Raw genomic sequence first — 26,961 nt, 5'->3', positions numbered from 1 at the left:
TGGCGTTGTTGGGATTGACTCAGCGGCTGGCGTTGCGCTTGTCGAACACGCCGACCGAGTTGCCGCCCAGTGCCACGAACAGGCGTACGGTGTCCAGGTACTGGGCCGTTTTCACGCGGATCTGCCCCAGTAACGCCTGTTCATAGGCGCGTTCGGCTTCCAGCACTTGCAACACGCTGCTCTCGCCCTGGGCGTAGGCCTGTTGATTCAGGCGCAGGCTGGTCTGGGCCGAGCGCAGGGCGTCGTCCTGAGCCTGGAACTGCTCGGCGTCATGGTTGATGGCCTGCAAGGTGTCGGCGACCTGGCCGAACGAGGTAATGACCGTTTGCTGGTAACCCGCGAGGGTGGCCTTGTAGCCGTCCACCGCAGCCTGACGCTCTGCCTCAAGGGTGCCGCCGCTGAAGATCGGCGCGGTCAGCCCGGCGGCCAGGCCCCAGAGCGCGGCACCGCCGTTGCCTGAGGCCGACTGCAGCAGCGCCGCCGACAGTTCGACGTGGGGATACAGGTTGGCCGTCGCGATACCGATGTCGGCGCTGGCCATGTGCAGTTGCGCTTCGGCCTGCCGAATGTCCGGGCGATTGTGTGCGGTTTCCGACGGCAGGCTGACAGGCACGCTGTCCGGCAGGGTCAGCTCGCTGAACGCGAACTCCGGCGCGCTCCAGTCGCCCGGGCCTTTGCCGGTCAGAATCGCCATGGCATGGCGCGCCGCATCACGCTGTTGGGCCAGCGGCGGCAGCAGGGTACGGTCCTGGGCCAGGCGGGTTTCGGCCAGCGACACGTCGATTTGCGTGGTGGTGCCACTGGCCTGGGCCATGCGCACCAGCTTGAGGTTCTTTTCGTCATTGGCCAGCAGGTCGGTGACGGCGGCCATCTGCGCGTTGGCGGACGCGATCAGGATCGCCTGGCTGGCGACATTGCCGGTCAAGGTCAGGTAGGCGGCCTCGAAGCGATGCTTCTGCAACTCGGCGAACGCAGCCTGCTTTTCGACCTGACGCTTGTTGCCGCCAGACACGTCCAGATCGAAGCTCACCCGCGGCCCGATGGCATAGAAATTATCGACCGAGGTCTGCGGCCCGTTATGGGTCTTCTGCCTGCCACCCTGGGCGGCAACATCCACTTGTGGATACAACACGCCTTCTGCGGCGGCCACCGACGAGGCAGCCTGGCGAATCGTCGCATCGGCCGCCACCAGTTCAAGGTTGCCGTCTATCGCGCGGCGCACCACCTGGTCGAGTTTTGGCGACTTGAAGCTCGACCACCAGTCGCCGGTCACGGCCTTGCCTGGCTCGATGCGCTGGGTGGCATTGCTTGCAAGGCTGTTTTCGGCCTGTTGGTCGTAGTGCTGCGAGGTGCTCGGCTCAGGCTGCACGAAGTCGGGGCCGACGGTGCAGGCCGAGAGAAGCATGAACAGCGACAGGGCGCCGAAGCGGGTGTGGAAGGGTGGTCTGTTGGCGAAAAAGGTAGTGAAGTTCATGGGGCACACTCCAGGCGAATCAGTTGGTCGAACCGGGTTTGCGAAGAAAGACAACCAGCGGAAGTACCACCACCATGGCCAGCATCAGGATCTTGAACTGGTCAACCACGGCGATGAAGGCCGCCTGGCCGGTGAGCATTTCATTGAGGTGCGCGATGCCTTGCAGCGGCGTCGACGCCGTCAGCGAATGCAGGGTGGCGTTGGAAGGCCGCAGATGACTGGCCAGCGCCACATGCATCGCTTGGGTGTTGTTGTAGAAATACGTCTGCACGATGGCGATGCCCAGCGTGCTGCCGTACACCCGCGACAGGTTGAAAAACCCTGTGCCTTCCGGGCGAAATTTCGGGTCAAGGGTGCTGAATGCCATCTTGCTGATGGCCGGCATCAGGATGCCCATGCCCACGCCCTGGATGAACCCGGCCAGGGCCACGGGCGTCCAGTCCATGAGCGGCGAATAGCCGAGCATCGAGCTATTGGCGTAGATCACGACCAGCATGCCGACCACGATCACCAGGGGGTTGTCGATGGACGCCGGAAGCCGGCTGGCCAAGAGGAACGCGCCGACCAGGCCCACCCCGCGAGGAATGGTCATGTAGCCGGTCAGGATCGGCGGGTAGCCGAGAATCTCGTCGAGCATCGGCGAGGTCAGCGCCAGGGTCGGCAACAACACGAAACCGAAGGCGAAGAACATGATGGTCGAGAGCACGTAGTTGCGATCGCGAAACAGATGCTTGCCGAGAAAGTGCGTCCTGGCCGTAAAGAGGTGGGCCAGGAACAGGTAGAAGGCCAGTGCCGACACCATCGCTTCGATGCAGATTTCCCTCGATTCGAACCACTCCATGCGCTCACCCCGGTCGAGCAGGATTTGCAGGGCGATCACTGCGGTGGTGAAGGTCGCGTAGCCGAAGAAGTCGAACGCGGGCGCTGCGCCTGCCGGTTTTTTCTCGAGGCAGCAGGCAACCACCAGGGCGATCAGCGCGGCCAGCGGCATGCTCAGGTACGACAGCGCGTGCCAGCCGTGATACTCGACCACCAGCCCGCCAATGGCGGGGCCGGTCACGATCCCCAGCAAGACCATGGCGCCGTAGGTCACGCCGAACTTGGGCCGGACCGCCGCAGGCAAGGTTTCCAGGGCAATGCCCATCGACAGCGGGGCAATGATCCCGGCGGCGATGCCCTGCACGATCCGCGCGCCCATGTACTGCTCGGGGGTGATGGCGCAGGGCGCCAGCCACAGGCCGAAGACGAACAGCACCAGAGAGGCCTGATAAACAGTCTTCAAGCCAAAGCGTGCCGCCAGCCAGCCGGCAACCGGCATGCTGATGGCCGTGGCGGCCAGGTAGGAGGTGAAGATCCAGCCTGCCTGATCGTCGGTCATCGAGGTGCCAGCCTGGATGAATCGCAGCGCGGCGTTGGGCAGCGAGACGTTCATCGACTGGATGTAAGTGGCGAGCAGCGCCGCGTAGCGCAACGTGCGCGCCCCGGACAGCGCCGGCCAGGCCGCAGTGGCGGCGTTCATCGACTGGCACTCATGAAGGTCTTGAACGGCGTCCACCAGGCGGTGCTGACCCCGGTATCGACCCTGACCGTGGCGCTGATGCCCGAGTACAGCGGGTGTTCGGCGTCAATAGCATCGAGTTCCAGGCGTACCGGTACACGCTGCACCACCTTGACCCAGTTGCCGGTGGCGTTTTCCGGCGGCAGCAAGGAGAAGTCCGACCCGGCGCCAGGGCTCATGCTGACCACGTGGGCCTTGAACACCTGGCCTGGGTAGGTATCGATGCTGATGTCGGCGGACTGGCCGACGCGCATGTGGGTGACTTCGGTTTCGCGGAAGTTGGCTTCCACCCAGATGTGCTTGTCCGACAGCAAGGCGAAGGCCGGTGCGCCGTTGTTGACGAAGTTGCCGACCTGCAGGTCGTCGACCTTGGCCACGATGCCGTCTTCTGGAGCATAGACCGTGGCGTAGGACAGCCACAGCTTCGCTTCATCGAGTTGGGCGCGGGCTTCGCGAACACTGGGGTGGCTGTCGACCTCGACGTTGGCGTCGCCGTTCAGGGCCACGACGGTGTTGGCGATCTGTTGCTCGATGGAGACGACGCGCTGGCGGGACACCTTGAGGTCAGTTTCGGCGCGCTCGAAGACCGCCCGGGACACGAAGTCGGTAGCGACCAGAGCTTTCTTGCGGCTGAACTCTTTCTGGTCGAAATCCGCCTGTTCCCGCGCCGACTGCAATTCGGCCTGCTGCTGGCGATAGCTGGCCTTGAGGCTGTCGATGCGCAGGCGCGCCACGCTCAACTGGGCGTCGGCGCGGTTCACCGCGATCTGGAACGGCTCGGGATTGATGCGGTACAGCATCTGGCCCTTGCGCACCCACTGATTGTCTTCAACCGAGATCTCCACCACCTGGCCGGACACCCGGGCGTTGATCGCGGTCTTGGCGATCCGGGCGTAGGCGTTGTCGGTGGAAACGATGGTCGCCGTGGCACTGTAGTGGGCAATGCCGACGACCGCCGCCATCAGCGGCACGCCGATCATCAGCCAGGGGCGCAGTTTTGCCTTCAACGGTTTCTGCGCCGGGGCAGCCGGGGTCATCGCCGGCGAGGCAGCGCCCGGTTGCGCGGTGGCGGGGGTTGCTGTCGTGTCGAACTGTCTGGTCATGATCCAATTCACCTGTTAGCCGGGTAGCCGGGTACGTTCCAGCCGAGGCTGGAGGCCCTGATGTCATTGAGGGTTGTGAGGACTTGAGCCGGGTCTGACTGGCCAGGTTCTGCGGCCAGTCAAGCCTCTCTCACTGAAAACAGACCTGGGTGTGGAGGGTGGCTCCAGCTCACCTGTTTCGCTGCCGTGACACTCGGATCGAGCCCGGCGACTTCTTTTGCAGAATCAGAAATTTCTGGTTTCTGATTTTTGTGCGATGGTGTAAGAATATGACCACTTCCATTCCGCTGCAAGGGTTTTTATACGACATGGCACAAAAAAAGATCGAGGGTGCCAAAGGCCGCGGCCGACCTCGCGCCTACGACCCTGAAACCGCGCTGAACCAAGCCCTCGGGGTGTTCTGGAGCACCGGGTTCTCGGGCTCGTCACTGGACAGCATCGCCGCAGCGGCGGGGATGAATCGCCCGAGCCTGTATGCGGCGTTCGGCGACAAGCACGCGCTGTACCTCAAGGCACTGGAGCAATACTGGGATCAGGCAGCCGCCGACATGCACCTGGCCCTGACCAGCCCTGACCTCACCTTGCAACAGGCGCTGATGCGTTTCTACGAGGGACAATTGTCGATCTACTATTCCGGCGAAGGCCAGCCGCGGGGTTGCTTCGCCATCGGCACCGCGACGGCCGAGGCGGTGGAGCACGCCGAGATTCGCGAGTTGCTGGCGGATCGGTTGAGCAGGCTCGATCGGGATCTGGAAGCACGCCTACGCACGGCGGTCCAGGCTGGTGAACTGAACGCAGACGCCGATCCTGCGGCGCTGGCGGTGCTGGCTTCGGCCATGCTGCACAGCATTTCCATCCGCGCCCGGGCTGGCAAGCCGCGTGAGGAGCTGACCGAACTTGCGCGCAGTGCGGTCAATGTCATCTGTGGCTGAAGGTCTGCAAGACATCATCGCCGGGCAGCTCGATGTGCTGTTCTGCGGTATCAATCCCGGCATGACAGCGGCGGCGCAAGGGCACCATTTTGCAGGCCGGGGCAACCGCTTCTGGCGCACCCTGCACCTTGCCGGATTCACCCCCGATGAGCTGCGCCCGGAGGACGATCACCGGATCCTGCAATACCGCTGTGGCTTGACCGCCGTGGTGGATCGCCCGACCGCACGTGCCGACCAACTGTCGCAGCAAGAATTCAAACTGGCGGCTGCTGGATTCGAGCGCAAGATCGAACGCTACGCCCCGCGCTTCGTGGCGTTTCTGGGCAAGGCGGCGTACGCCGGATTAACCGGTCGCAAGGACCTGGCCTGGGGGCGCCAGGCGGCGACATTCGGCCATCCACGGGTGTGGATCCTGCCCAACCCGAGCGGGCGCAACCTGGCGTTTTCCCAGGAGCAACTGGTCAGTGCGTATCGCCAGTTGCACCTGGCGACCCTCGGTGAAGGTGACGCCGCTTACTGAGCCGCAGGCGCTGCCTGCATCTTGCCCAGCAGCGGCGCATAGGCGGCGTGATCCACCGGCACGATCCCGGACGCTTCCTGTGACTTGAGGAACTGCGCCAGGCCCGCCTGATCGTTGAGCATGGCGTTGCGCACCTGTTCCTTGATCGCCGGGCAAAGGGTGCCGCTGAACACGAACGGGTCGTAGTAGATCGGCTCCGAGCGCCACAGCACCTTGAAGGTGTCGCGCGAGATCAGGCCGTTGGTCAGGTACTCGTCGGCCCTGACGCTGGACACGAAGGCGGCGTCCACCTTGCGCGCCAGCAGCGCGTCCAGGGATTTGTCATGGGAGCCCGCATAGACGATCGAGCCGAAAAACTGCCCCAGCGGCTCGCCCAGCAGTGCCGAGAACTCGGCGTTGGGCACCACGCTGCCGGAAGTGCTGGCCGGATCGGTCAGCGCCACGCGCTTGCCGCGCAGGTCGGGGATGGCTTTGGCGGTTTCGCTGCGCACCAGTAACAGCGCCTGATAGTGATGCCCGGCGGGGGTGAAGAAGCCGTGGCTGATGGTCAGGCTGGCGAAGGGTTCGATGCGCGGGTCACGCTGGTGGGCGATGACGTAGGACGCAGGCCCCAGCCAGGCGATATCGACGCCGCCTGAAACGATGGCATCGACCACGCTTTCATAGGACGAGGAGGGCACGATTTCCACTGGAATCCCAGTGGCGCGGGTCAGCCGTTCGGTCAGCGACCGATGCTCCTTGAGCAGTTCTTCCATGCTCTTTTTCGGGATCACGGCGATGCGCAGGCTGTGCTGGGTGCAGGCGGCGTCAACGCCTTCTGCCGCCACCACCGCGTTGAACATCAAGACTGCCAGCAGCAGGAATAAACGTTTTACGGCACGCATACTTTCTGGGCCACATCCGTGTAGGTCGTAGGGGACGCCGCCGCGTTGGCGAAGGGCGGATATTCGGTCAGTTGCGCCGCCGACAGCGGCCGGCTGAAGTGATACCCCTGCGCAACATCGCAACCAGCCAGCTTCAGGCACACCACCTGCTCCCGGGTTTCCACGCCCTCGGCCACCACTTCCAGCCCCAGGCGCTTGGCCAGGATGATGGTGGAGGAGACGATGGGGCTGTCATCCGGGCTGTTGGACAGCGGCGCGATCAGCGTGCGGTCGATTTTCAGCTTGGTCAGCGGCAGCGATTGCAGGTGGGCGAAGCCGGCGTAACCCTTGCCGAAGTCGTCCAGGCTGATGTTCATGCCGGCCTCGCGCAGCCGACGCAGGTGCTCGATGGCCCGGCCTTCCTGGTCCAGGAGGGTGGTCTCGGTGATTTCCAGTTCCATGTCATGGGGGGCCAGGCCATGGTGCGTCAGCTTGGCCAGCACCCGGTCGCTGAACTCAGCCTGGTGCAGTTGCAGCGCCGAGACGTTCACCGCCAGACGCAGCATCCGCCCTTCGGAACGCCACAAAGCCAGGGTTTCACAGGCCAGGCGCAGCACTTCGTAACCCAGGGCGATGATAAAGCCGCTGCGTTCGGCCAGCGAGATGAAGCGGTCCGGGTACAGCAGGCCGAACTCGGGGTGTTCCCAGCGCACCAGCGCCTCGTAACCGTCCACCAGCATGGTGTCCAGGCGGACCTGCGGCTGGTAATGCAGGACGAACTGACGCTCGCGCAACGCGCTGCCGAAGGCCTGTTCAAGAATGAATTCCTCGACGTCGGCAACGTTCAGCGACGGGTCGAAGAACCGATACTGCCCACGGCCTGCGCGCTTGGCCGAATACATGGCGGCGTCGGCGCTGCGGATCAGGTCTTCGACATCCTGGCCGTCCCGCGGGCAGATGCTCACGCCCACGCTGGGGCTGGTGGTCAGCTCGTGCTCGTTGAGCGAGTAGATCGCCGAGAGTTTCTGCACCAACGCGCGGACCCAGGCATCGATCTGTTCTTCAGTGCGTTCACCGGCCAGCAGCACCACGAATTCGTCACCGCCAAAGCGCGCCGCTTCATCGTCGGGTTCCAGCATCCGTTTGATCCGGCCTGCAACGGCTTGCAGGAGCATGTCGCCGACCTTGTGGCCGAGGGAATCGTTGATCGATTTGAAACGGTCCATGTCGATGAACAGAATCGCCATCAGCCGCCGTTTGCCGCGCTGGGACGACAGGGTGCGCGCAGCGACTTCCAGAAACTGCCGACGATTGTGCAGGCCGCTCAGATGATCGGTGGCGGCGGCGTGACTGCTGCGGCGGTGCTCTTCTTCCAGCCGGCCGATCAGCCCTTGGTTGAGTTGCTGGGCCTGCTCCAATGCGTTGAAGGCTTCCTGACGCTTGCGCAACACGCGCAGGGTCCAGACCAGGCTGCCGAGAATCAGCAGCGTCATGCACAGGTTCAGCCACAGCTGGCGCTGATAGGTCAGGCGCGAGGAGGCGAGGATTTCATCCAAGGACTGGCTCACCACCACACTGAAGCCACGCTGCGGCACGCGCAGGTACATGCTCTGGAACAGGGCATCGCCAGCCTGCTGGGTGAGCGCGCCGTTGTTTTCGCCATCGCTTGCAAGCTCCGGCGCAAGCGGGGTGCCAGACACCACCACGCCGCTGTTGTTGATGCGCAGGCGTTCATGACCCTCGCCGTCGAGCAGGCGCATCATGCCGCTCTGGCCCAGGTCGATGTGCTCGAACAAGGCTGCGATGTAACCCACGTCCAGTTGCACCACCAGCACACTGTTGCGACTGCCGGTGGCGGAATCCACCAGCGGCAGCAGAAACGGCAGCCGCCAGTTAGGCATCAGCGTGTTGTTTTGCCCAGGCGACAGGCCCGGCAGCAGCGCCTTGAAACCGTAGCGCTGCTCGTGGGCCTGCAACTGATCGAGCCACTGCGCCGGCAGTTGATGGGGCTCATCCAGATGGCTGGCGGACACCAGGCTGCCGTCGTTCTCGTACAGGCTCATGCGTTTGAACACCGGATCCTCGGCGAGCATGCGCACCAGCCCGCGATGGCGCTGGCCCAGGTCCTCCATGTCACCGCGCGTGACCCGGCCGATGGCTTGGGCACGGTCCACCAACTGACGCAGGTTTTCTGCGGCGATGGTCGCAAGATTCAGGTGCTCGGCGGCCTTGGCGGCCAGCGCTTCATGGCGCGAGGTGGCTTTCTGCTGGAAATACAGCGCCCAGAGAAACACCAGCGTCGCGGCGCAGAGCGTCATGAGCAACACTTGAAGAAAGCTTAAGGAGGAGAAAGATCGGCGGATCACTGCTGGAATTTCCTGCCGCAAAGTGATGGCAGAATAATACTGCTTTGTGACTGATTCATGACCGGTCGATGTCTCGCCCGCATCACCACTGTTTGTAGGAGCGCGCTTGCCCGCGACCGCGGTGTGTCAACAACCAGATTCATCACAGGCAGATCGCAATCGCGGGCAAGCGCGCTCCTACCGCTCAGGTGGTGATGCCGATGTCTTGTCAGCCGCGCCGGGCGGTGAAGAGGTTCACGCCAGCATTACATCGGGCTACCGCCCACCCTGTAGGAGCGCGCTTGCCCGCGACCGCGGTGGGTCAGCAACCAGATTCATCACAGGCAGATCGCAATCACGGGCAAGCGCGCTCCTACGTGCATTGATAAGCGTCATGCATCAATCGATGAAAACATAGCACTTATCGTTTCAAATTGTGTCCAGCAAACTCCAGCCCATAAAAAGCGCCGCAAGGCACGTCAACAAGATCGCTGGAGAACACTCATGCATGGTTCACCCCATTCGCGGCCTTCGTCCGCCTCATCCAAAGCCGGTGCCGTTTTTCGCGTCACGTCGGGCAACTTTCTCGAACAATTCGATTTCTTCCTCTTTGGCTTCTACGCCACCCAGATCGCAGCCGTCTTCTTTCCTGCATCGAGCGAATTTGCCTCGCTGATGATGACCTTCGCCGTGTTCGGCGCAGGCTTTCTGATGCGTCCGCTGGGCGCGGTGATCCTGGGGGCGTACATCGACGACGTGGGGCGGCGCAAGGGCTTGATCGTCACCTTGTCGATCATGGCCAGCGGCACCTTGCTGATCGTGCTGGTGCCTGGTTACGCCAGCATCGGCCTGTGGGCACCGGCGCTGGTATTGCTGGGCCGCCTGCTGCAAGGCTTCTCGGCGGGCGCCGAGCTGGGCGGTGTGTCGGTGTATCTGGCGGAAATGGCGACGCCCGGTCGCAAGGGCTTCTACACCAGTTGGCAATCGGGCAGCCAGCAAGTGGCAATCGTGGTCGCCGCCGCACTGGGCTACGCGCTCAACCAATGGATGGCGCCTGCCGCCGTAGCCGATTGGGGATGGCGTATTCCGTTCGCCGTCGGGTGCCTGATCGTGCCCTTTATCTTCGTGCTGCGCCGCAACCTACAGGAGACTGAAGAATTTGCCGCCCGCGCCCATCGTCCAACCATGAAGCAGGTCTTCGCCACCTTGCTGCAGAACTGGGGTGTGGTGGTCGCTGGGATGCTGATGGTGGCGATGACCACCACCGCCTTCTACCTGATTACCGTGTACGCACCGACCTTCGGCAAGACCGTGCTCAACCTGAGCACCGCCGATGCCTTGCTGGTGACGCTGCTGGTGGGGGTGTCCAACTTCATCTGGCTGCCGATTGGCGGCGCCTTGAGTGACCGCTTTGGCCGCAAGCCACTGCTGGCGGCGATGACCGTGTTGACGATTTTCACCGCTTATCCGGCCCTGTCGTTCCTGGCCCAGGCGCCGAGTTTCAGCCACATGCTGGAAGTGCTGCTGTGGTTCTCGTGCCTCTATGGCCTGTACAACGGCGCGATGATTCCGGCACTGACCGAGATCATGCCGGTCGAGGTGCGTGTCGCCGGTTTTTCCCTGGCCTATAGCCTGGCAACTGCAGTGTTCGGCGGTTTCACCCCGGCAGTCTCGACCTGGCTGATCCACCTGACCGGCGACAAGGCCGCGCCTGCCTACTGGATGACCTTCGCTGCCATCTGTGCGCTGTGCGCAACCCTGGTGCTGTACCGCAATCTTTCGGCCCGCGCGCAATTGGCGGTCTGATCCGCAACACCCACAACAATAAGGATTTGTCATGAATGCACTGTTCAAACACCTGGCTGCGTGGAGTCTGGGCTGCCTGGCGTTGAGCCCGTTGGCTCAGGCCGAGGAACTCAAGGTGATGACCTCTGGCGGCTTCACCGCTGCCTATAAACAACTCGGCCCGCAATACGCGGCCGAAAGCGGCGACACCTTGCAAACCATCCTCGGCCCGTCGATGGGCAAGGCCCCTGAAGCGATTCCCAACCGACTGGCCCGGGGCGAGCACGCCGATGTGGTGATCATGGTCGGTTATGCGCTGGATGAATTGATCAAGCAAGGCAAGGTCGACCCGGCCTCCCGGGTGGAGCTGGCCGACTCGCGGATCGGCCTGGTGGTCAGGCAGGGCGCGGCCAAGCCTGCCATTGGCACCGATGCCCAGCTCAAGGAGGTGCTGCTCAAGGCCCGGTCCGTCGCCTATTCCGACAGCGCCAGCGGGGTGTACGTCGAGAAAGAGCTGTTCAGGAAACTGGGCATCCAGGATCAGGCCGGACCCAAGGGCAAGATGATCGAGCGCATTCCAGTGGCCTCGGTCGTTGCCAATGGCGAATACGAAGTGGGCTTGCAGCAGGTTTCCGAATTGCTGCCGGTGCCGGGCGTGACCTACGTCGGCAAGCTTCCGGAAAACGTCCAGTCCGTGACCCGCTTCGCCGCCGGCATTCCGAGCAATGCCGAGCACCCGCAGCAGGCCAGGGCGTTGCTAGAATACCTGGCATCACCCAAGGCGCAGCCGGTGGTTCAGGCCACGGGGCTGGACTCAGTGCCCCGCTGATCGGATCGGCATGTCCCTGACCAGTCTTTCCAGTTCGATAGCCGCGGGCGTCAGGGTACGTCCGCGGCGCTTGATCAGCCCGACGTTGCGCAGCACTTCGGGTTCGATCAGCGGCACGCTCACCAGGATCGGGTGAGGCGCCGCCGGCATTGCAATCGACGGCACCGCCGCCACCCCCAGACCCGCTTCCACCAGGCCGATCATTGTCGTGACATGACGTGTCTCGCAGATGCTCGGCCTCTTCGGATGCAGGCGCATCAAGGCCTGATCCAGCACCAGGCGGTTGCCCGAGGTCTTGTCGAGGCTGATGTAGTCGTGCTCGTACATCTCCTCCCAACTGACCTGTTCGCGGCTCGCCAGTGGATGATCCCGGCGGCAGGCGACGACGTAGCGTTCCTGCAGCAACAGTTCGAAATCCACTTCGGCGGCCAGGGTGCCACTGAAACTCACGCCAAAATCCGCATCGCCCGACGCCACGGCGCTGTTGACCTCGTTGGCGCTGGCGTCGAGCACCCTGACCCTGATCTTCGGATACAGACGGTGAAACGCGCTGATGACCTGAGGCATGAAGTAGTACGCCGCCGAAGGCACGCAGGCGATGGTCACGTTGCCCAGGCGGGTGGACGCCACTTCGCTGATGCTCATCAGGGCGATGTCCAGATCGTCGAGCATGCGCTCGACCTGAGGCAGGAAGGCCAGGCCGACGCTGGTCAGGCTGACCTTGCGCGTGGTGCGCTCGAACAGCTTCACGTTGAGGGCCGATTCGAGTTTTTCGATACGACGGCTGAGCGCCGGCTGGGTGATGCGGATCGCGTCGGCTGCCTTGCGGAAGCTGCCGTTCTCCACCACTGCGCGAAAGGCCTGCAGGTCATTGAGGTCGAAGTTGATGCTCATCGGGCCACCAGCTTGTGGATCATGAACCGGTGATCGGCCGAGAACAGCCGGCGAAAGGTCAGCATGACCGCGCCCACGGTGCCCAGGGCCGAGCCTGCGGCAATCAGGAACATGATCACGATCTGGTAGCGCACGGCGTCCACCGGGTTTTCCCCGGCCAGCACCTGACCGGTCATCATGCCTGGCAGGCTGACGATGCCGACCACGGTCATCTGGTTCAGGGTCGGCATCATCCCGGCCCGCACCGCCTGCCGGGCCGCCGATTGCGCCGCCTCCCAACGGGTGCCGCCCAGGGCCAGGATCATCTCGATGGTGTTGCGCCCCGAGGTCAGTTCCGAGGTCATGCGCTCGATGCCCAGCGACACTGCCGTCAGGGTGTTGCCCAGGATCATCCCCAGGATCGGAATCGCGTATTGCGGTTCGTACCAGGGGCGGATGCGGATAATCACGAACAGCCCGATGGCGCTGACCAGCCACGAACTGCTCCACACCGCCATCACGCTGTCGACCAGTTGCCCGGCGTAGGTGCGCTTGCCCCGGCCTGCGGCCGAGACACCGGCGATCAGCGTCATCAGGCACATCAGCGGCAGCACCACGTACCAGCGGGCATTGGCGAACACCCAGCCCAGCAGGTAACCGACGGCCAGCAATTGCACCACCGTGCGCACCGAGGCCCAGAGCAGCTTGCGTTCCAGATCGAGCTTGAGCAGCACTGACAGCCCGCCGTTGATCAGGATCAGCGAGGCGGCGATGCACAGATCGAAAGCGGAGAGGTTCTGATAGTTCATCGCTGCGGCTCCAGTTGCAGTACACCCTTGTCCATCGTCAGGTGGCGGGTGCTCATGCGCCGCGCCTGCGCGGGGTCGTGAGACACCCAGATATAGGCCCGTGATGTGTCCGCATCGAACCAATGACGCACCAGATGCTCGACGGCGGATGCCGATTGCGGGTCCAGCGCCGAGGTCGGTTCATCGAACAGCATCACCTGCGGTTCCAGTTGCAGGGTGCGGACCAGCGCGACGATCTGCGACTCGCCGCCTGACAGGTCCTGCGCGTTCTTTTGCAGAAACGCAGGTTCCTTGCCCGCCTGGGCCAGCAGTTCAGTGGCTTTAGGCAGATTGAAGCGGCGCTGGCGCAGGCTCTTGAGGGTGTAGGGAAATTGCAGGTTGTCCAGTACCGATCCCTCGACCAGCGCCGGGCGTTGCGCGAGGTAAGACACGCAGGTGCGGTAATGGGGAATCATCTCACTGGAAATCAGCTTGCCGTGCCACAGCATCTGGCCGGTGGCGGGTGCGTCGAGCAGTGCCAGGGCTCGCAGGAAAACGCTCTTGCCCGAGCCGGATGCGCCGGTGATCGCGATTTGTGCGCCGGGCGTCAGGACAAAGTCCGTGGGCTTGAGCAGTTCGACCACGCCGCCCGGATCAAGGCGGCCCAGGTGCCGGGTTTCCAGCAAAGGCCCGGTGGACGGGGGAGTGGGGGAGGCACTCGACGACACGGTGATTCCTTATGGACGAACAGGCGAAAACGCCCTGCATTATTGCCCAGCGGATGTCGGTTCACCACAAGCCCCATGTTTCGGCAGAGCTGCTGCACACGCGAGCCGAACCTACGGGTGGCTTGTCGCCTTGATGAACTCCACAAACGCCCGCAGCGGCGATGGCAGATAGCGCCGCCCCGGGTAATACAGAAACGGCCCGCTGAAATTCTGCCACCAGGGCTCCAGGATCGGCTCCAGCGCGCCGCTCTCCAGATGCGGGCGCAGCCAGTCTTCGAACAGATGGACCACGCCCAGTCCGTCCACCGCCGCCTGCACCGCCAGATCGACGCCGCCTGCGATGTTGACCAGCAGCGGCCCGGCAGGATCGACGCGGATCACCTGGCCGTCACGCTCGTATTCCCAGACCGGCATGTTGCCGCTGGCGAACTTGCCACGCAGGCACGCGTGTTCGAGCAGCTCGACCGGATGGGCGGGCCGGCCCCGGGCGTCAAGGTAGCCCGGTGCGGCCGCGGTGGCGAAGCGCTGCCACCGCGGCCCGATGGGCACGGCGATCATGTCCTGTTCCAGGCGCTCGTCGTAGCGGATGCCCGCGTCGCAGCCTGCGGCGAGCATGTCGACGAAGCTTTCCTCGACGGTGATTTCCAGACGGATATCGGGATGAGCCTTGAGGAAGGGCGTGATGATGCCCGGCAATACCAGCCGCGCCGCGCTGGCCGGAACGTTGAGTTTGAGTGTGCCGGAGGGGCGGTCGCGAAAGTCGTTGACCACGTCCAGCGCCGACTCCACTTCGCCCAGCGCCGGAACGATACGCTCCATCAAGCGCGTGCCCGCTTCGGTCGGCACCACGCTGCGGGTGGTGCGGTTGAGCAGGCGCACGCCCAGGCTCGCTTCCAGCCGGCGCAGCGCGTCACTCAGGCTGGAAGCCGATTTGCCGCTGGCGCGGGCACCTTCGCGAAAGCCGCCCGCTTTGACCACGGCCACGAAGGCCAACAAATCCTGAATGTCTGCTGCCATTGTCCGATGCCATTGTTCGAATTTTCGTACAGCCTGTGCCGATTGCACCTGATTATCAATGCAGTGGTCAACGTCTAAAGTGATCGAACTCACTTTCAGGAGGCAACCGACATGAGCGAAGCCAGCAAGGCAGGTACGTTTTCCATTGGCGACCGGATCGTCAATCGTCTGGGTTACGGCGCGATGCAACTGGCTGGCCCCGGCGTGTTCGGCCCGCCCAAGGACCCCGATGCCGCGGTCGCGGTGCTGCGTGAAGCCGTGGCCCTGGGCGTGAACCACATCGACACCTCGGATTTCTATGGCCCCCACGTCACCAATCGCCTGATTCGCCAGGCCCTGCACCCCTATGCCGACGACCTGACCCTGGTCACCAAGGTCGGCGCCCGGCGCGGCGACGACGCTTCATGGAATCCGGCCCACAGCCCGGCCGAATTGACGCAAGCGGTGCATGACAACCTGCGCAACCTGGGGCTGGATGTACTGGACGTGGTCAATCTGCGGGCATGGGGCAACATGCATTCGCCGGGAGAGGAGTCCATTGAGGAGTCGTTCACTGCGCTGGCGGAGTTGCAACATCAGGGGCTGATCCGCCATCTGGGGTTGAGCAACGTGACATCGGCGCAGTTGAAAGAAGCTCAGGGTATCGCCAGGGTCGTCTGCGTGCAGAACCACTACAACCTGTCCCATCGCGATGACGAGTCATTGATTGCCGAACTGGCCAGGCAGGGCATCGCCTACGTGCCGTTCTTTCCGCTGGGTGGCTTCACCCCGCTGCAATCCCAGGTGCTGGCCAGCGTCGCAAGCCGCATGGGCGCGTCGCAGCTGTGCGTGGCACTGGCCTGGCTGCTGCAACGCTCACCCAACATCCTGCTGATTCCGGGCACGTCATCGGTGGCGCACCTGCGTGAGAACTCAAGCGCTGCCGGGTTGGAGATTCCGCCCGGGCTGCTGGCGGAGCTGGACGGCGTGGCCGGGTGACGGGACCGCTGTCATAGCCCCGGCCCCGATTCAATTGAACACGGTAATTGCGCCGACGCCGATCGCTGCAGCCAGCATCACCAGCACCGTGCCGAAGGTCCATTTCAGTGACACCCGCTGGTTGTCGCCGTAGTCGATGTCCAGCAGGCCACACAGAAGATAAGTCGAGGCCACCAGTGGGCTGAGCAGGTGCACCGGCTGGCCGATCAGCGAGGCGATGGCCATTTCATTGGGGCCGATGCCGTAATGCGCGGCGGTCTGCGCCAGGATCGGCAGCACGCCGAAGTAGAAGGCATCGTTGGTCAGCACGTAGGTGAAGGGCATGCTCAGCAATGCGGTAATCACCGACATGCAGTGCCCTGCCTGCTGCGGCAGCAGGGTGATGAGGTTGTCGGAGATCGCCTTGGTCATCCCGGTGCCGCCCATGATGCCGACGAAAATGCCTGCGGCGAAGATCAGTAACGTCACGGCCATGACGTTGTCGGCATGGCGACCGATGACTTCCTTCTGTTGTTTGAGCGTCGGGTAATTGATCAGGCACGCCAGGCCGAATGCGACCATGAACAGAATCGGCAGCGGCATCAGGTTGAGCATCATGCTGGTGATGAGCGCGAGGGTCAGCACGACGTTGAACAGGAATTTCGGGTCGCTCAGGCGAATGTGTGCATACCCTTCCAGCAGCTGTTGCTCGCTGACGCTGACGATACCCAGGCGTCGATATTCCATGCGACCCAGCCACCACGCGGCAAAAATCACCCAGACGCCACCGGCGATCATGATAGGCACCATCTGCAGAAACAGCTCGGTGATGTCCACGTGCATGGCGCTGGCGGCCCGGGAAAACGGTCCGGCCCAGGGCAGGATGTTCATCACCCCGATCGACAGCAGCAACACTGTAGCCATGACCTGCAACCGGATGCCTGTCAGGCGGTAGAGGGGCAGGAAAGCTGCCGTGGCGATGATGTAGGTGGTCGCGCCGTCACCGTCCAGGCCTACGCACAGACCGAGCACGGCGGTGCCCGTGACAATCTTGCGTGGATCGCCCTTGACCAGCCGCAGCAGAACTTTGATCAACGGGTTGAACAGGCCCGCGTCGGTCATCATGCAGAAGTACAGGATCGCGAACGTCAGCATGATGCCCGTGGGAGCGAGCATCTTCACGCCGTCGTACATCATCGCGCCCAGTTGCGTGGCGAAACCGCCCAGGCAGCCGAAGACGATGGGCACCAGGAGCAGCGCGACCAGCGGCGAAAGGCGTTTGCTCATGATCAGGTACATGAAGCAGGCGATCATCGCGTAGCTCAGAAAGATCAACATGGGTGTCCCTTTTATTGATTTTGTAAGGGGCGGGCGCGGGTGGCCCGCTTTGTCAAAGGCGAGCGAAGCCCGTGCGCGGCGCACACAGGGTTCGGCAGGTCAGGTTGCTAGCTGTGGGAGAACATCGGTTGGCCGCTGTGTTCAAGGTCGGCGACCAGGATCGAGCCGGTCGAGGAGTCAGTGATGAACAACTGTCGATTGCCCTCGCCACCGAAGGCCAGGTTGGTCAGGGTGCGGCCCTGGGTGCAGGAGCGAATGCGATACAGCGGCACGGCATGCGGATCGAACACCCATACGCAGCCGTTGCCGGCATCGCACACGTACAGGTTGCCCTGAGAGTCCAAGGCCATGCCGTCGGCACCGCTGACACCACCGGCCATGGCGGTAAAAATGCCTACCTTGCTGGTGCCGCCGTCGGGCTGAATCGGCAGGCGCCAGACTGCATTGCCACGAGTCATCGCCACGAACAGCGCATTCTGCGCCAAGTCCATGACCAGGCCGTTGGGGCTTGGACCGTTGTCGATAAGGCGGGTGAGGATTTGCCTTTCCAGGTCATAGGCGTACACCCGGCCGGTCGGATCCTGCTGGCCGGTCTGGCCCTGGTCGGTGAAGTAGAGCTTGCCTGCAGCGTCGAAGAACAGATCGTTGACGCCTTTGAAGCCTTCGCTGCGGCTATGGGTCAGAAACGGCGAAACCTGGCCCGTGTCAGGGTTCAGGATGAGGATGCCCAGCTTGTAATCGGCGATGAAGATGCGACCGTCGCGATGGATCTTCAGGCCATTGGGCCAGCCACCGTACTGCGCCACCAGCGTCCAGTTGCCCTGGGGATCGATACGCAGGATGCGGCCGTAGGGAATGTCGGTGACGTAGAGATTGCCCTGCCGATCGAAGGACGGGCCCTCCAGAAAGCTTTTGACCTTTTGCCCGGGCTTGTTGGCTCGAACCCAGTCCGAGTCGCCGTCTTTGCAAAGATGGTCCGGGAGCGTGGTGAACACGCGCGTCGGCAGGTCACGAGGCGGGGCATACAAACTCACAGGATCAGCTCCTACAGGACGAACAGGCAATCTCCCCATCTTGGAGCGGAAGAAGCCTGTTCGCTATGTTGTTATTGTTCTGTCTAATAGAACGTTGTGTTTACTGATAGAACAAATGTCGGCTGATTTTCTCGGCCTGTCAACCCGTCCGCGTCTGAGTAATGTTCCCCGGAGAGAATTCATAAAGGCACGCCCCGCGCTAACCTCCGGGCTTCCGATCAGTGTCGTTGACAGGAGCAAAAGACCGGTTCATTCTTTATTTAGAACGATGTTCTGTCAGATAGAACGACTGTATTTCTACACCCGGAGACCGGCGATGAACCATAAAAACAACCTGGACATCCTCATCAGCGAGGTGGGTCCCCGAGACGGATTGCAGAGCGTCAGTGCAACGATGCCCACGGCCCTCAAGCTCAAGTGGCTGACCGCGCTGGCGGATGCCGGCCTGCGGGAAATCGAGGTCGGCTCCTTCGTATCGCCCAAGCTGCTGCCGCAAATGGCCGATGCCGCCGAGCTGGTCGCCCACCTGCGCCAGCGGCCTGACGTATTCGTCACGGCCCTGGTGCCGAACCTGAAGGGCGCCGAAGCCGCCTTCAATGCGGGCGTGCAGAAGATCACCATGCCCATTTCCGTCAGTGAGCCGCATTCGCTGGCGAACATTCGCAAGACTCACCAACAGGTGTATGACGAAGTGCGCGCAGTGCTGGCGCTGCGCAACGAGCGTTTTCCCCACGTTGAAGTCGAGTCCGGCCTGTCCACGGTGTTCGGCTGCACCATCCAGGGCGAAGTGCCGGAAGATGATGTGCTGCGCATGGCCCTGACCATGGTCGAGTTGGGGGTCGATGAGGTGGGGCTGGCTGACACCGTCGGCTACGCCAATCCGGCTCAGGTGCGCCGCGTGTTCACCCGGCTGCGCAACGAAATCGGCGCCAAGGCCGGCAGTGCGCATTTTCACAACACCCGCGGGCAGGGCCTGGCGAACGTGGTGGCGGCGCTGGATGTCGGCGTCACCACCATCGATGCCTCCCAAGGGGGAATCGGGGGTTGTCCTTACGCGCCGGGGGCTTCGGGCAATATCGTGACCGAGGATCTGGTGTACCTGCTCGAATCCATGGGCCTGCGCACAGGCGTTGATATCGACCGGCTGGTCGCCGCCCGCCAGTGGCTGATCGAGGGGCTGCCTGGCGAGCCGTTGTACGGCTTCATTCCCGACGCCGGGGTGGGCAAGAACTTTCACTACGCAGGAGGTGCGCAATGACCCTGCTCAATGAACAGCTCCAGGCACTGCCGCTGGCCGGCGTGCGTGTCGTGGAGTTCGTGCACATGGTCATGGGCCCCACCTGTGGCCTGGTTCTCGCGGACCTGGGCGCGGAAGTGATCAAGGTCGAGCCGGTGCCCGAGGGCGACAACACCCGACGCCTGACCGGTTCCGGAGCGGGCTACTGGATGACCTATAACCGCAACAAGAAAAGCTTCGCCGTCGACATCAAGACCGAAGAAGGCATGGCGGCGGTGCGCAAGCTCATCGAAAGCGCCGACGTGGTGACCGAGAATTTCCGTCCGGGTGCCATGGAGAAACTCGGCCTGGGGTACGAGCAGGTCAAGGCCATCAAGCCCGACATCATCTACAGCTCGATGAAGGGCTTCCTGCCGGGGCCCTATGAGCAACGCACGGCACTGGACGAAGTGGTGCAGATGATGACTGGCCTGGCCTACATGACCGGGCCCGAAGGGCGTCCGCTGCGGGCCGGCGCCTCGGTCAACGATGTGATGGGCGGGATGTTCAGTGCCATCTCCATCCTGGCCGCACTGCTGCAACGCAAGGATACGGCGCAAGGACAGTTCGTGCAGACCGGGTTGTTCGAGAACTCCGCGTTCCTGGTCGGCCAACACATGATGCAAATGGCGACCACCGGCAAACCCGCAGCGCCGATGCCCAGTCGCTTGTCGGCGTGGGCCATCTATGACGTGTTCGACACCCTGGGCGACGAGCAGGTGTTCATGGGGGTGGTCAGCGACAGCCAATGGTTGAATTTCTGCCAGAGCTTCGGCTTCCAGGAGTTGGGGAGCGATCCGCAATTGGCCAAGAACACCCAGCGGGTCCAGGCCCGAAGCAAGATTCTGCCGCAGGTCCGGGCGCGCCTTGCAACCTTGGGTAAACAGGAAGTCATGGCGATGTGTGAACAGGCCGGGCTGCCGTTTTCTCCGATCCAGCGCCCCCAGGATCTGTTCGATGACCGACACCTGAATGAGTCCGGTGGGCTGGCGCATCTGACGCTGGAAAACGGCGAAGCGGTCAAGGTGCCCATGTTGCCGTTCGAAATGAATGGCCGCAGGTTCGACACGCGCCTGAATGTGCCACAGCTGGGCAGCCACTCTGCCGAGTTGCTTGAACAGATGGGCTATGCGTCGGGGGATATCGACGCGTTGCGCGAGCGAGGCATCGTTCGCTGAGCCACCCCGGAACGGACGCCAGATTCCATTCGCTGACGGCCATGTGCCGTCAGTCCTACAACAATAAATACAGAGGAAAGCGGTCATGGCGATTGTCACGACTACCCCGCACAGCAACGACGCCAGCGCTGTGCGACCACTCGACAGCGAGCAGACCCGCGTACTGCACAAGGCTGCCTGGCGACTGATTCCGTTGTTGGCACTGGCTTACTTTTTCAACTATCTGGACCGTACCAGCGTTGGCTACGCCGCCCTGCAGATGACCGAGCAGCTTGGTTTGACCGCCACCCAGTTCGGCCTGGGTGCGGGCATCATGTTCTTCGGCTATTGCCTGTGCGAAGTGCCGAGCAACCTTGCGATGTATCGCTTCGGCGCGCGCCTGTGGATGGCGCGGATCATGATTACCTGGGGCCTGGCGGCAGCGGCGACAGCGATGATCGTCGGGCCTTACAGCTTTTACGTGGTGAGGTTGATTCTGGGTATCGCCGAGGCCGGCTTTTTCCCCGGGGTGATCTTCTTCCTGACCCTGTGGTTTCCGGCGCAGTACCGTACCCGAGTACTGGCCTGGTTCACCGTGGCGACGCCCATTTCGTTTCTGGTAGGCGGGCCGCTGTCCATCTGGCTGCTGCAGATGCACGGAATGCTGGGCCTGGCCGGCTGGCAATGGATGTTTCTGATCGAGGGTGTGCCAGCCTGTATTCTCGGGTTGATTACCTTGAAGGTGCTGACCAACCATCCGGCAGAGGCCAAGTGGCTCACCGCCGACGAGCGTCAGGTGTTGACCGGCATGCTGGCCGATGAACAGAGCAAAGGGCAGCACAGTCATGGCTTCAAGGCGGCCTTGAAAGATCCACGGGTGTGGATTCTCAGTTCGATCACCTTCAGCTTTACCTTGGGCTCCTACGGCATCGGCATCTGGTTGCCGCAGATGCTCAAGGCCCATGGCGTCGAAGTCAGCATGATCGGCTGGGTGGCGGCGATTCCTTATTTCTTCGCCACGGTGGCGTTGCTGGTCTGGGCCAAACATGTCGACCGTACCGGCAAAGGCATTTTGAACCTGACCCTGGCCATGCTGCTGGCGGGCGTGGCGCTGATTCTGGCGCTGCAGATGAACGCGCTGGTTCCGGCGCTGGCCGGTATCACGATGGCGCTGATCGGCACGATTGCCGGTAAAACCATTTTCTACACATTGCCGGGCAAATTCCTGCGTGGCCAGGCCGCCGCAGGCGGGATTGCGCTGATCAACTCGATTGGCGCCTTTGGCGGATTTGTCGGGCCGTACCTGATGGGCTTCCTCAAGGACTACACCGGCTCTTTCACTGCGGGCCTGATGGCAATGGGTTGCATCATGTTCGTGGCGGCGGCGATGGTGCTCTCGCTGCGGTTCTTTCTGAAAGAGGCGTGAGGGCGGGTCGCGTTTTTTGCACCTGTACTTTTTGCGGAAGGTATCCTGCGCCTCTGATATTGTCTCGCAGGCGACAACACGGCCCCCGGGGCAGCTGTCGCCGGCAAGCGATGAATCGACAATGAGTGTCTATGAATACCGAATCCGAGAAAAACCCTTCCGAGCAGGCCGCTCAAGCAGAAGGCGGTGTGGCGGCCGTCGACCGTGCATTCGCCATCCTGGCGGCCTTCAACATCGAGCAGGATTGCCTGACCCTGGCGGAAATTTCCAGGCGCACCGGGCTGTATAAAAGCACCATCCTGAGGCTCATCGCTTCACTGGAAAAAGCCGGTTTCGTTCGCCGACTCAGCGACGGTCGCTATTCGGTGGGGCCCGAGCCGTTGCGCCTGTCCCAGCTGTACCAGACGTCATTTCGCTTGCGTGACGTGATTCATCCGTTGCTGGAATCCATCGCCGAGGAAAGCGGCGAAACCTCTTCGTTCTATGTGCAGGAAAATGGCAGCCGAGTGGTGCTGTTTCGCGTCGAGCCCAAACGTGCGGTGCGGGTGTCGGTGCTTGAAGGCGCGCGTTTTCCGCTGCAGGCCGGAGCATCGGGCAAGATTCTTCGGGCGTTCTCGCGCAACGCCGACCCGGCCCTGGCCGAAGTTCGCGAGCGCTTCTGGGCCAGCTCATTTGGCGAGCGTGATCCGGAAACCAGCGCGGTGTCTGTGCCGGTATTCGCGATGGGCTTTGAATTGAAGGGGGCGCTGACCTTGTCCGGGCCGTCCGATCGATTGCTCAAAGAGCATATCGAGCACGCCGCCTCGATCCTGCTGCGCAACGCGGCCATTGCCACCAGCGCGCTGGGTGGCAACGATTCGGAACTGCGTCAGGCGCTCAAACGCCTCAATCCCTGACGGTCGAGCGCCCCGGCCTGCAGAGGGCAGGGCACACTAGCCCGGCATCTCTTCCCGGCTGAACGCATCCAGCGCCTTGACCAGCCCCTGGGCCGCAAGCCGGACCAGTTCACCACCTTTTTCCGGGGTCGCCAGAGCCGGGTCCGAGCCCATGCGGCCGTCAGGGAAGCGTGCGCGGAAATCCTTCGCTTCGCGGATCGGGCCTGTGGGGGCGATTTGTGGGGAGTAGGGCGCCGACTTGATCGACTCCGGATACGCCCACTGGGTCACGGCGATTTCCGATGGCGTGGCGTGACTGCCGTGGCCGGTGGGGAATTGCTCGTTGGCCAGGCGGGTCACGCCTTCCAGGTCCCACCAGTTGCAGAGCTTCAGGGCGAAACCTGCGGGACGACGGGCGAAGCTGGCTTCGGCGTACAGCTCCGAGAATGCCGCTTCAATCGAGGCAATGTTGCCGCCGTGGCCGTTGAGGAACAGGATCTTTTCGAAGCCATGTCCGGCCAGGGAGCGTACCCAGTCACCGATGGCGGCGATGAAGGTCGAGGGGCGCAGGGAGATGGTGCCGGGAAAACCCAGGTGGTGCTGGGCCATGCCGATGTTGAAGGTCGGCGCGACCAGGATGTCGGCATACTTTTGCGCTTCTTCGGCGATGATCTGCGGGCACATCCAGTCGGTGCCGAGCAGTCCGGTGGGGCCGTGTTGCTCGTTCGAGCCGATGGGCACGACGATGGTGCGGCTGCGGGTCAGGTATTGCTCGATCTCGCGCCAGGTCGACAGGTGCAGAAGCATGTACAGGTCCTCTTTCAGGCAGGTCCGTTCTTGATGACGATGGGGAAGTGCGGGGAATGTCACATGCTCAGAGGCAGCGGGCAATAGCACCTAGGTGCATGCCCGCTTCCAGGTTGGACAGTTACTTCGCGGACAGCGGTGGAGTGCGCGGCGGCACCTGGCGCTTGCTGCCGGTGGCTTCGAATGCCGAGGCCAGGCGCAGCAGGCTGGAGTCGTCATAGGCGCGGCCAGCGAAAGTCAGGCCCACTGGCATGCCGATGTCAGGCATCACGCCCATCGGCACGGTGACCGTGGGCACGCCCAGGTGACGAATGGCGAGGTTGCCGTTGGCCACCCAAACACCGTTGCTCCAGGCGATATCGGCGGATTGCGGATCAATATCGGCATTGGCGGGGGCTACGTCAGCCACGGTGGGGAACAGCACGGCATCGAGTCCCAGCCGGTTCATCCATTCTTCCAGGTCCATGCGCCGGGTTTTTTCAAGGCCGCGCAGGCCGTCGGCCAGGGTGTCGATTTCGTTCCAGGGCGTGATGCCGCGTTCGGCCATGCGCACGTATTCGTCCATGCCGGCGGCCAGGTCGCCCTCGCGATTGGGCAGGGTGCCGGGGTCGTGGGGGAAGATTTTCGGGCCGTCGACGTCCACCAGGCGGTTGAGTTTCGGATCGCCGTTGGCCTGCAGGAAATCGTCGAACGCCCAGGCGGTCAGGTCCCACAGTTCATAGTGCAGGAATTCCTTGGAGACGATGCCGCGGTTGAACACGGTCGGGGCGCCGGGGCGGTCGCCTTCGCAATTGGACACCAGCGGGAAATCCACTTCGATCACTTCTGCGCCAGAGGCTTCCAGCGCCTTGCGGGCCTGTTCCCACAAGCCGATCACGCTTGCGCGGGTGTTGATGCGTTGCCCGGTCGGGCCGCCAATGCCCGGTGCTTCGCTGGTGCCCGCTTCAAGGTCGGCATTGATGTACATGCGCGGCACGCCCAGGCGTTTGCCTGTGAGGGCGCCAGGTTGCGCAGCCAGTTCGGTGTAGGAAGCGGGGCGCACCTGTGAAACCGCTGGAATCGGCACCCAGGGTTGCAGGCGCCAGAGGTCGCCGCGGGTGTCCGGGTCTTCGGCGACGATCACGTCGAGCACTTCCAGCAGGTCGGCCATGGTCCGCGCGAACGGCACGACCACGTCCATGGTCGGCGTCAGTGGCCAGTTGCCGCGCACGGAGATCACGCCGCGCGACGGGGTATAGGCGCACAGGCCGTTGTTGGACGCCGGGCCACGGCCGCTCGACCAGGTTTCCTCGGCCAGGCCGAACGCGGCAAAGCTTGCAGCCGTTGCCGTGCCAGCGCCATTGGAGGAGCCGGAGGCAAAGGGTGCGGTGAGGAATTCACCGTTGTACGGGCTTTCTGCCCGGCCGTAGACACCGCGCTGCATGCCGCCGTTAGCCATGGGCGGCATGTTGGTCTTGCCCAGGCAGATCGCCCCGGCGGCGCGCAGGCGCTCGATGGTGAAGGCGTCGCGGTGGGCAACCAGATCGGCGAAGGCCGGGCTGCCGGAAGCGGCGGTCAGGCCCTTGACCAGATAGCTGTCCTTGGCGGTGTAGGGAATGCCGTCGAGCGGGCTGAGCAACTGGCCCCTGGCGCGGCGTGCGTCCGAGGCCCGGGCTTCCTCGAGCGCCTCTGGGTTGCGCACCACCACGGCGTTGAGGGCGGTGGCGGTCTGGGGGCCGTCGTAGGCGTCGATCCGGGCGAGGTAGGCCTGCACCAGTTCAACCGCCGTGGTCTGGCCGGACTCCAGCGCTTCGCGCAGTCGGGCTATGGAAACTTCGGTCACTTCAATCATGGGGCCACCGCCATTTGCTGGTCTTGAGGATGTCGCGAATGTGTGAAGGGTCAGCGTCGTCGACCCGGATGCCGTATTTAACACCAAGTGTCGAGCGAGGGCTAGAAGTTCGATTTTTATCGGGTTTATCAGCTTTGTTCTGTAACATCACTTTAATATCACCCTGTTAACGTGCTCGCTTTCGTCTGGCGCGGTAGTACGAGCATGCAGGCAGAACATTTCACATTCATGCGGCCCAAGTTGCCGAGGGATCATCGTTGTGCCGGCGATTTGTGCAACGAGGTGCCTGCTATCGACTCCGACAGCACCAACACCCGGGTCATGGAAATCTTCAGCGCCCAGCGTGACATGGCATGCCTTGCGGTAATCGAGGGCGACCGCCCCATCGGCCTGATCAATCGCAACATTTTCCTGTCGCAGATGAGCAAGCCGTTTCATCGCGAACTGTACGACAAGAAAAGCTGCATCGCCTTCATGGACAAGGAACCTTTGGTCGTCGATGCGCAGATGAGCATCGAGGAGCTGACGTTCAAGACCGTCGAGTCCGGCGAGAAGGCCCTGGCAGACGGTTTCATCGTCACCCGCAACGGGCGCTTTGCCGGGCTTGGCAGTGGGCTTGAGCTGATGGCGGTGGTGGCGGCGATGCAGGCCGAGAAAAATCGCCAGATGATGCAGAGCATCGAGTACGCCAGCGTCATCCAGCGCGCCATGCTGCGTGCGTCCCGTGATGCCTTGAGCTCGACCCTGGGCGACGCCTCGCTGTTGTGGGAGCCCCGTGATGTAGTGGGTGGCGACTTCTATCACTTCTGCGCCTACCCCGATGGCTGGTTTGGCGCCATCGCAGACTGCACCGGCCATGGTGTGCCGGGCGCCTTCATGACCCTGATCGCATCGTCGTCCCTGACCCAGGCGCTGGCTCAATTGGGGCCCCGTGACCCCGGCCAGTTGCTGTCGGCAGTCAACCGCAGCGTCAAGGAACAGTTGGGGCAGGTCAACGGCCTGGACGGCACGCCGGAGTCCGACGACGGGCTGGACGCATCGTTCTTCTGGTTCGACAACTCGACCCGCATTCTGCATTTCGCCGGCGCGCGCATGGCCCTGCATGTGCTGCACCCTGACGCCGATCAACTGCTGACCATCGCCGGCCAGCGCATGGGCGTGGGCTACGTGGCCAGCGAATTCGATTATCAATGGGGTGTGACCCCGGTGCCGATGCAGCAGGGCAGCCTGATGTTCATCACCACTGACGGCCTGACCGACCAGATCGGCGGCCCGAAACGTATCGCCTTTGGCAAGCGCAAGGCGTTCGACACCCTGTTGCAACACCGTCACCAGCCATCCGCCGCGATCTGCGAGGCCTTGCAACGCGCGCTGGCAGACTGGCAGGCCGAACAGAGCCGCCGTGACGATTTGACCCTATTCTGTGCCCGTATTCAGGAATGATG

At 63.0% G+C, this 26,961-nt stretch carries 23 protein-coding genes; 10 read left to right on the top strand and 13 right to left on the bottom strand.

Annotated features, from left to right (window positions below; genetic code table 11):
- Window positions 1-19 precede the first annotated feature (19 nt).
- Genes ACIPOO_RS15990 through ACIPOO_RS15980 form a run of 3 tightly spaced genes read right to left on the bottom strand, consistent with a single transcriptional unit; the run spans window position 20 to window position 4,135 of the window.
- Window positions 20-1,474: an efflux transporter outer membrane subunit gene (locus tag ACIPOO_RS15990; protein ID WP_400608498.1), complete on the bottom strand. Its 1,455-nt coding sequence runs from the start codon at window positions 1,472-1,474 to the stop codon at window positions 20-22.
- Between the two features lie 19 nt (window positions 1,475-1,493).
- Window positions 1,494-2,993 (bottom strand): MFS transporter, encoded by a 1,500-nt coding sequence (locus tag ACIPOO_RS15985; RefSeq protein WP_400608497.1) that lies wholly within the window; start codon window positions 2,991-2,993, stop codon window positions 1,494-1,496.
- On the bottom strand, window positions 2,990-4,135 hold the full coding sequence (locus ACIPOO_RS15980) for an HlyD family secretion protein (RefSeq protein ID WP_400608496.1): 1,146 nt from the start codon (window positions 4,133-4,135) through the stop codon (window positions 2,990-2,992). The genes ACIPOO_RS15985 and ACIPOO_RS15980 overlap by 4 nt, the downstream gene beginning before the upstream one ends.
- Before the next feature lie 308 nt (window positions 4,136-4,443).
- Here ACIPOO_RS15980 and ACIPOO_RS15975 point away from each other — a divergent pair, with 308 nt between their 5' ends.
- Both ACIPOO_RS15975 and mug read left to right on the top strand, forming a co-directional pair.
- On the top strand, window positions 4,444-5,067 hold the full coding sequence (locus ACIPOO_RS15975) for a TetR/AcrR family transcriptional regulator (RefSeq protein WP_274131428.1): 624 nt from the start codon (window positions 4,444-4,446) through the stop codon (window positions 5,065-5,067).
- Entirely contained in the window at window positions 5,060-5,587 is a 528-nt protein-coding gene (gene mug, locus ACIPOO_RS15970; protein WP_400608584.1) for a G/U mismatch-specific DNA glycosylase, read from the top strand. The genes ACIPOO_RS15975 and mug overlap by 8 nt, the downstream gene beginning before the upstream one ends.
- Here mug and ACIPOO_RS15965 read toward each other — a convergent pair.
- Both ACIPOO_RS15965 and ACIPOO_RS15960 read right to left on the bottom strand, forming a co-directional pair.
- Window positions 5,581-6,471, bottom strand: a complete 891-nt coding sequence (locus ACIPOO_RS15965; protein WP_274131325.1) for a phosphate/phosphite/phosphonate ABC transporter substrate-binding protein — start codon at window positions 6,469-6,471, stop codon at window positions 5,581-5,583. The genes mug and ACIPOO_RS15965 overlap by 7 nt on opposite strands.
- Window positions 6,459-8,816, bottom strand: coding sequence for an EAL domain-containing protein (locus ACIPOO_RS15960; protein WP_400608495.1), 2,358 nt, complete (start codon window positions 8,814-8,816; stop codon window positions 6,459-6,461). The genes ACIPOO_RS15965 and ACIPOO_RS15960 overlap by 13 nt, the downstream gene beginning before the upstream one ends.
- 483 nt (window positions 8,817-9,299) lie before the next feature.
- Here ACIPOO_RS15960 and ACIPOO_RS15955 point away from each other — a divergent pair, with 483 nt between their 5' ends.
- Window positions 9,300-10,601 (top strand): MFS transporter, encoded by a 1,302-nt coding sequence (locus tag ACIPOO_RS15955; protein ID WP_400608494.1) that lies wholly within the window; start codon window positions 9,300-9,302, stop codon window positions 10,599-10,601.
- A 31-nt stretch (window positions 10,602-10,632) separates the two neighbouring features.
- Window positions 10,633-11,409, top strand: a complete 777-nt coding sequence (locus tag ACIPOO_RS15950; RefSeq protein WP_400608493.1) for a substrate-binding domain-containing protein — start codon at window positions 10,633-10,635, stop codon at window positions 11,407-11,409.
- On the opposite strand, the gene ACIPOO_RS15945 is transcribed toward ACIPOO_RS15950, so the two are convergent.
- The 4 genes from ACIPOO_RS15945 to ACIPOO_RS15930 all read right to left on the bottom strand — a co-directional run bounded on the left by ACIPOO_RS15945 (window position 11,395) and on the right by ACIPOO_RS15930 (window position 14,815).
- Complete coding sequence (locus ACIPOO_RS15945) at window positions 11,395-12,303, bottom strand: LysR family transcriptional regulator (protein WP_274131321.1); 909 nt, start codon at window positions 12,301-12,303, stop codon at window positions 11,395-11,397. The two genes, ACIPOO_RS15950 and ACIPOO_RS15945, sit on opposite strands and share 15 nt — an antisense overlap.
- Window positions 12,300-13,091 (bottom strand): ABC transporter permease, encoded by a 792-nt coding sequence (locus ACIPOO_RS15940; protein WP_400608492.1) that lies wholly within the window; start codon window positions 13,089-13,091, stop codon window positions 12,300-12,302. Before ACIPOO_RS15940 ends, ACIPOO_RS15945 begins: the two co-directional genes overlap by 4 nt.
- Window positions 13,088-13,798 carry an ATP-binding cassette domain-containing protein gene (locus ACIPOO_RS15935; protein WP_400608491.1) on the bottom strand — a complete coding sequence of 237 codons (711 nt, stop codon included), beginning with the start codon at window positions 13,796-13,798 and terminating at the stop codon, window positions 13,088-13,090. The genes ACIPOO_RS15940 and ACIPOO_RS15935 overlap by 4 nt, the downstream gene beginning before the upstream one ends.
- Before the next feature lie 111 nt (window positions 13,799-13,909).
- The gene (locus ACIPOO_RS15930) at window positions 13,910-14,815 is read right to left on the bottom strand and encodes a LysR family transcriptional regulator (protein ID WP_274131318.1); all 906 of its coding nucleotides are present in this window, start codon (window positions 14,813-14,815) and stop codon (window positions 13,910-13,912) included.
- A 111-nt stretch (window positions 14,816-14,926) separates the two neighbouring features.
- On the opposite strand from ACIPOO_RS15930, the gene ACIPOO_RS15925 reads away from it, so the two are divergent.
- On the top strand, window positions 14,927-15,793 hold the full coding sequence (locus tag ACIPOO_RS15925; RefSeq protein ID WP_274131317.1) for an aldo/keto reductase family oxidoreductase: 867 nt from the start codon (window positions 14,927-14,929) through the stop codon (window positions 15,791-15,793).
- Window positions 15,794-15,823: 30 nt separating this feature from the next.
- Here ACIPOO_RS15925 and ACIPOO_RS15920 read toward each other — a convergent pair whose 3' ends face one another.
- Both ACIPOO_RS15920 and ACIPOO_RS15915 read right to left on the bottom strand, forming a co-directional pair.
- The gene (locus tag ACIPOO_RS15920) at window positions 15,824-17,110 is read right to left on the bottom strand and encodes a CitMHS family transporter (protein ID WP_274131316.1); all 1,287 of its coding nucleotides are present in this window, start codon (window positions 17,108-17,110) and stop codon (window positions 15,824-15,826) included.
- A 107-nt stretch (window positions 17,111-17,217) separates the two neighbouring features.
- Entirely contained in the window at window positions 17,218-18,144 is a 927-nt protein-coding gene (locus ACIPOO_RS15915) for an SMP-30/gluconolactonase/LRE family protein (RefSeq protein WP_400608490.1), read from the bottom strand.
- Window positions 18,145-18,460: 316 nt separating this feature from the next.
- Here ACIPOO_RS15915 and ACIPOO_RS15910 point away from each other — a divergent pair, with 316 nt between their 5' ends.
- The 4 genes from ACIPOO_RS15910 (at window position 18,461) to ACIPOO_RS15895 (ending at window position 22,899) form a co-directional block, all read left to right on the top strand.
- Window positions 18,461-19,402, top strand: coding sequence for a hydroxymethylglutaryl-CoA lyase (locus tag ACIPOO_RS15910; RefSeq protein ID WP_400608489.1), 942 nt, complete (start codon window positions 18,461-18,463; stop codon window positions 19,400-19,402).
- Window positions 19,399-20,598 carry a CaiB/BaiF CoA transferase family protein gene (locus tag ACIPOO_RS15905; protein WP_400608488.1) on the top strand — a complete coding sequence of 400 codons (1,200 nt, stop codon included), beginning with the start codon at window positions 19,399-19,401 and terminating at the stop codon, window positions 20,596-20,598. Before ACIPOO_RS15910 ends, ACIPOO_RS15905 begins: the two co-directional genes overlap by 4 nt.
- Window positions 20,599-20,683: 85 nt before the next feature.
- Window positions 20,684-22,003, top strand: coding sequence for an MFS transporter (locus ACIPOO_RS15900; protein ID WP_400608487.1), 1,320 nt, complete (start codon window positions 20,684-20,686; stop codon window positions 22,001-22,003).
- A 131-nt stretch (window positions 22,004-22,134) separates the two neighbouring features.
- Window positions 22,135-22,899, top strand: a complete 765-nt coding sequence (locus tag ACIPOO_RS15895) for an IclR family transcriptional regulator (protein ID WP_400608486.1) — start codon at window positions 22,135-22,137, stop codon at window positions 22,897-22,899.
- Between the two features lie 36 nt (window positions 22,900-22,935).
- Here ACIPOO_RS15895 and ACIPOO_RS15890 read toward each other — a convergent pair whose 3' ends face one another.
- Together ACIPOO_RS15890 and ACIPOO_RS15885 are read right to left on the bottom strand one after the other, a co-directional pair.
- Complete coding sequence (locus ACIPOO_RS15890; RefSeq protein ID WP_400608485.1) at window positions 22,936-23,685, bottom strand: creatininase family protein; 750 nt, start codon at window positions 23,683-23,685, stop codon at window positions 22,936-22,938.
- 121 nt (window positions 23,686-23,806) lie between these two features.
- A complete protein-coding gene (locus tag ACIPOO_RS15885; protein ID WP_400608484.1) occupies window positions 23,807-25,516 on the bottom strand; it encodes an amidase in 1,710 nt (569 codons plus the stop codon).
- A 228-nt stretch (window positions 25,517-25,744) separates the two neighbouring features.
- On the opposite strand from ACIPOO_RS15885, the gene ACIPOO_RS15880 reads away from it, so the two are divergent.
- A complete protein-coding gene (locus tag ACIPOO_RS15880) occupies window positions 25,745-26,959 on the top strand; it encodes a SpoIIE family protein phosphatase (RefSeq protein ID WP_400608583.1) in 1,215 nt (404 codons plus the stop codon).
- The last annotated feature ends 2 nt before the right edge of the window (window positions 26,960-26,961 follow it).

It is taken from the genome of Pseudomonas sp. NPDC090201 (genome assembly GCF_044746825.1).
Taxonomy (GTDB): domain Bacteria; phylum Pseudomonadota; class Gammaproteobacteria; order Pseudomonadales; family Pseudomonadaceae; genus Aquipseudomonas; species Aquipseudomonas putida_AD.
Note: the sequence above shows the minus strand (reverse complement) of the source record. Positions and strands in the feature narration are given on the sequence as shown.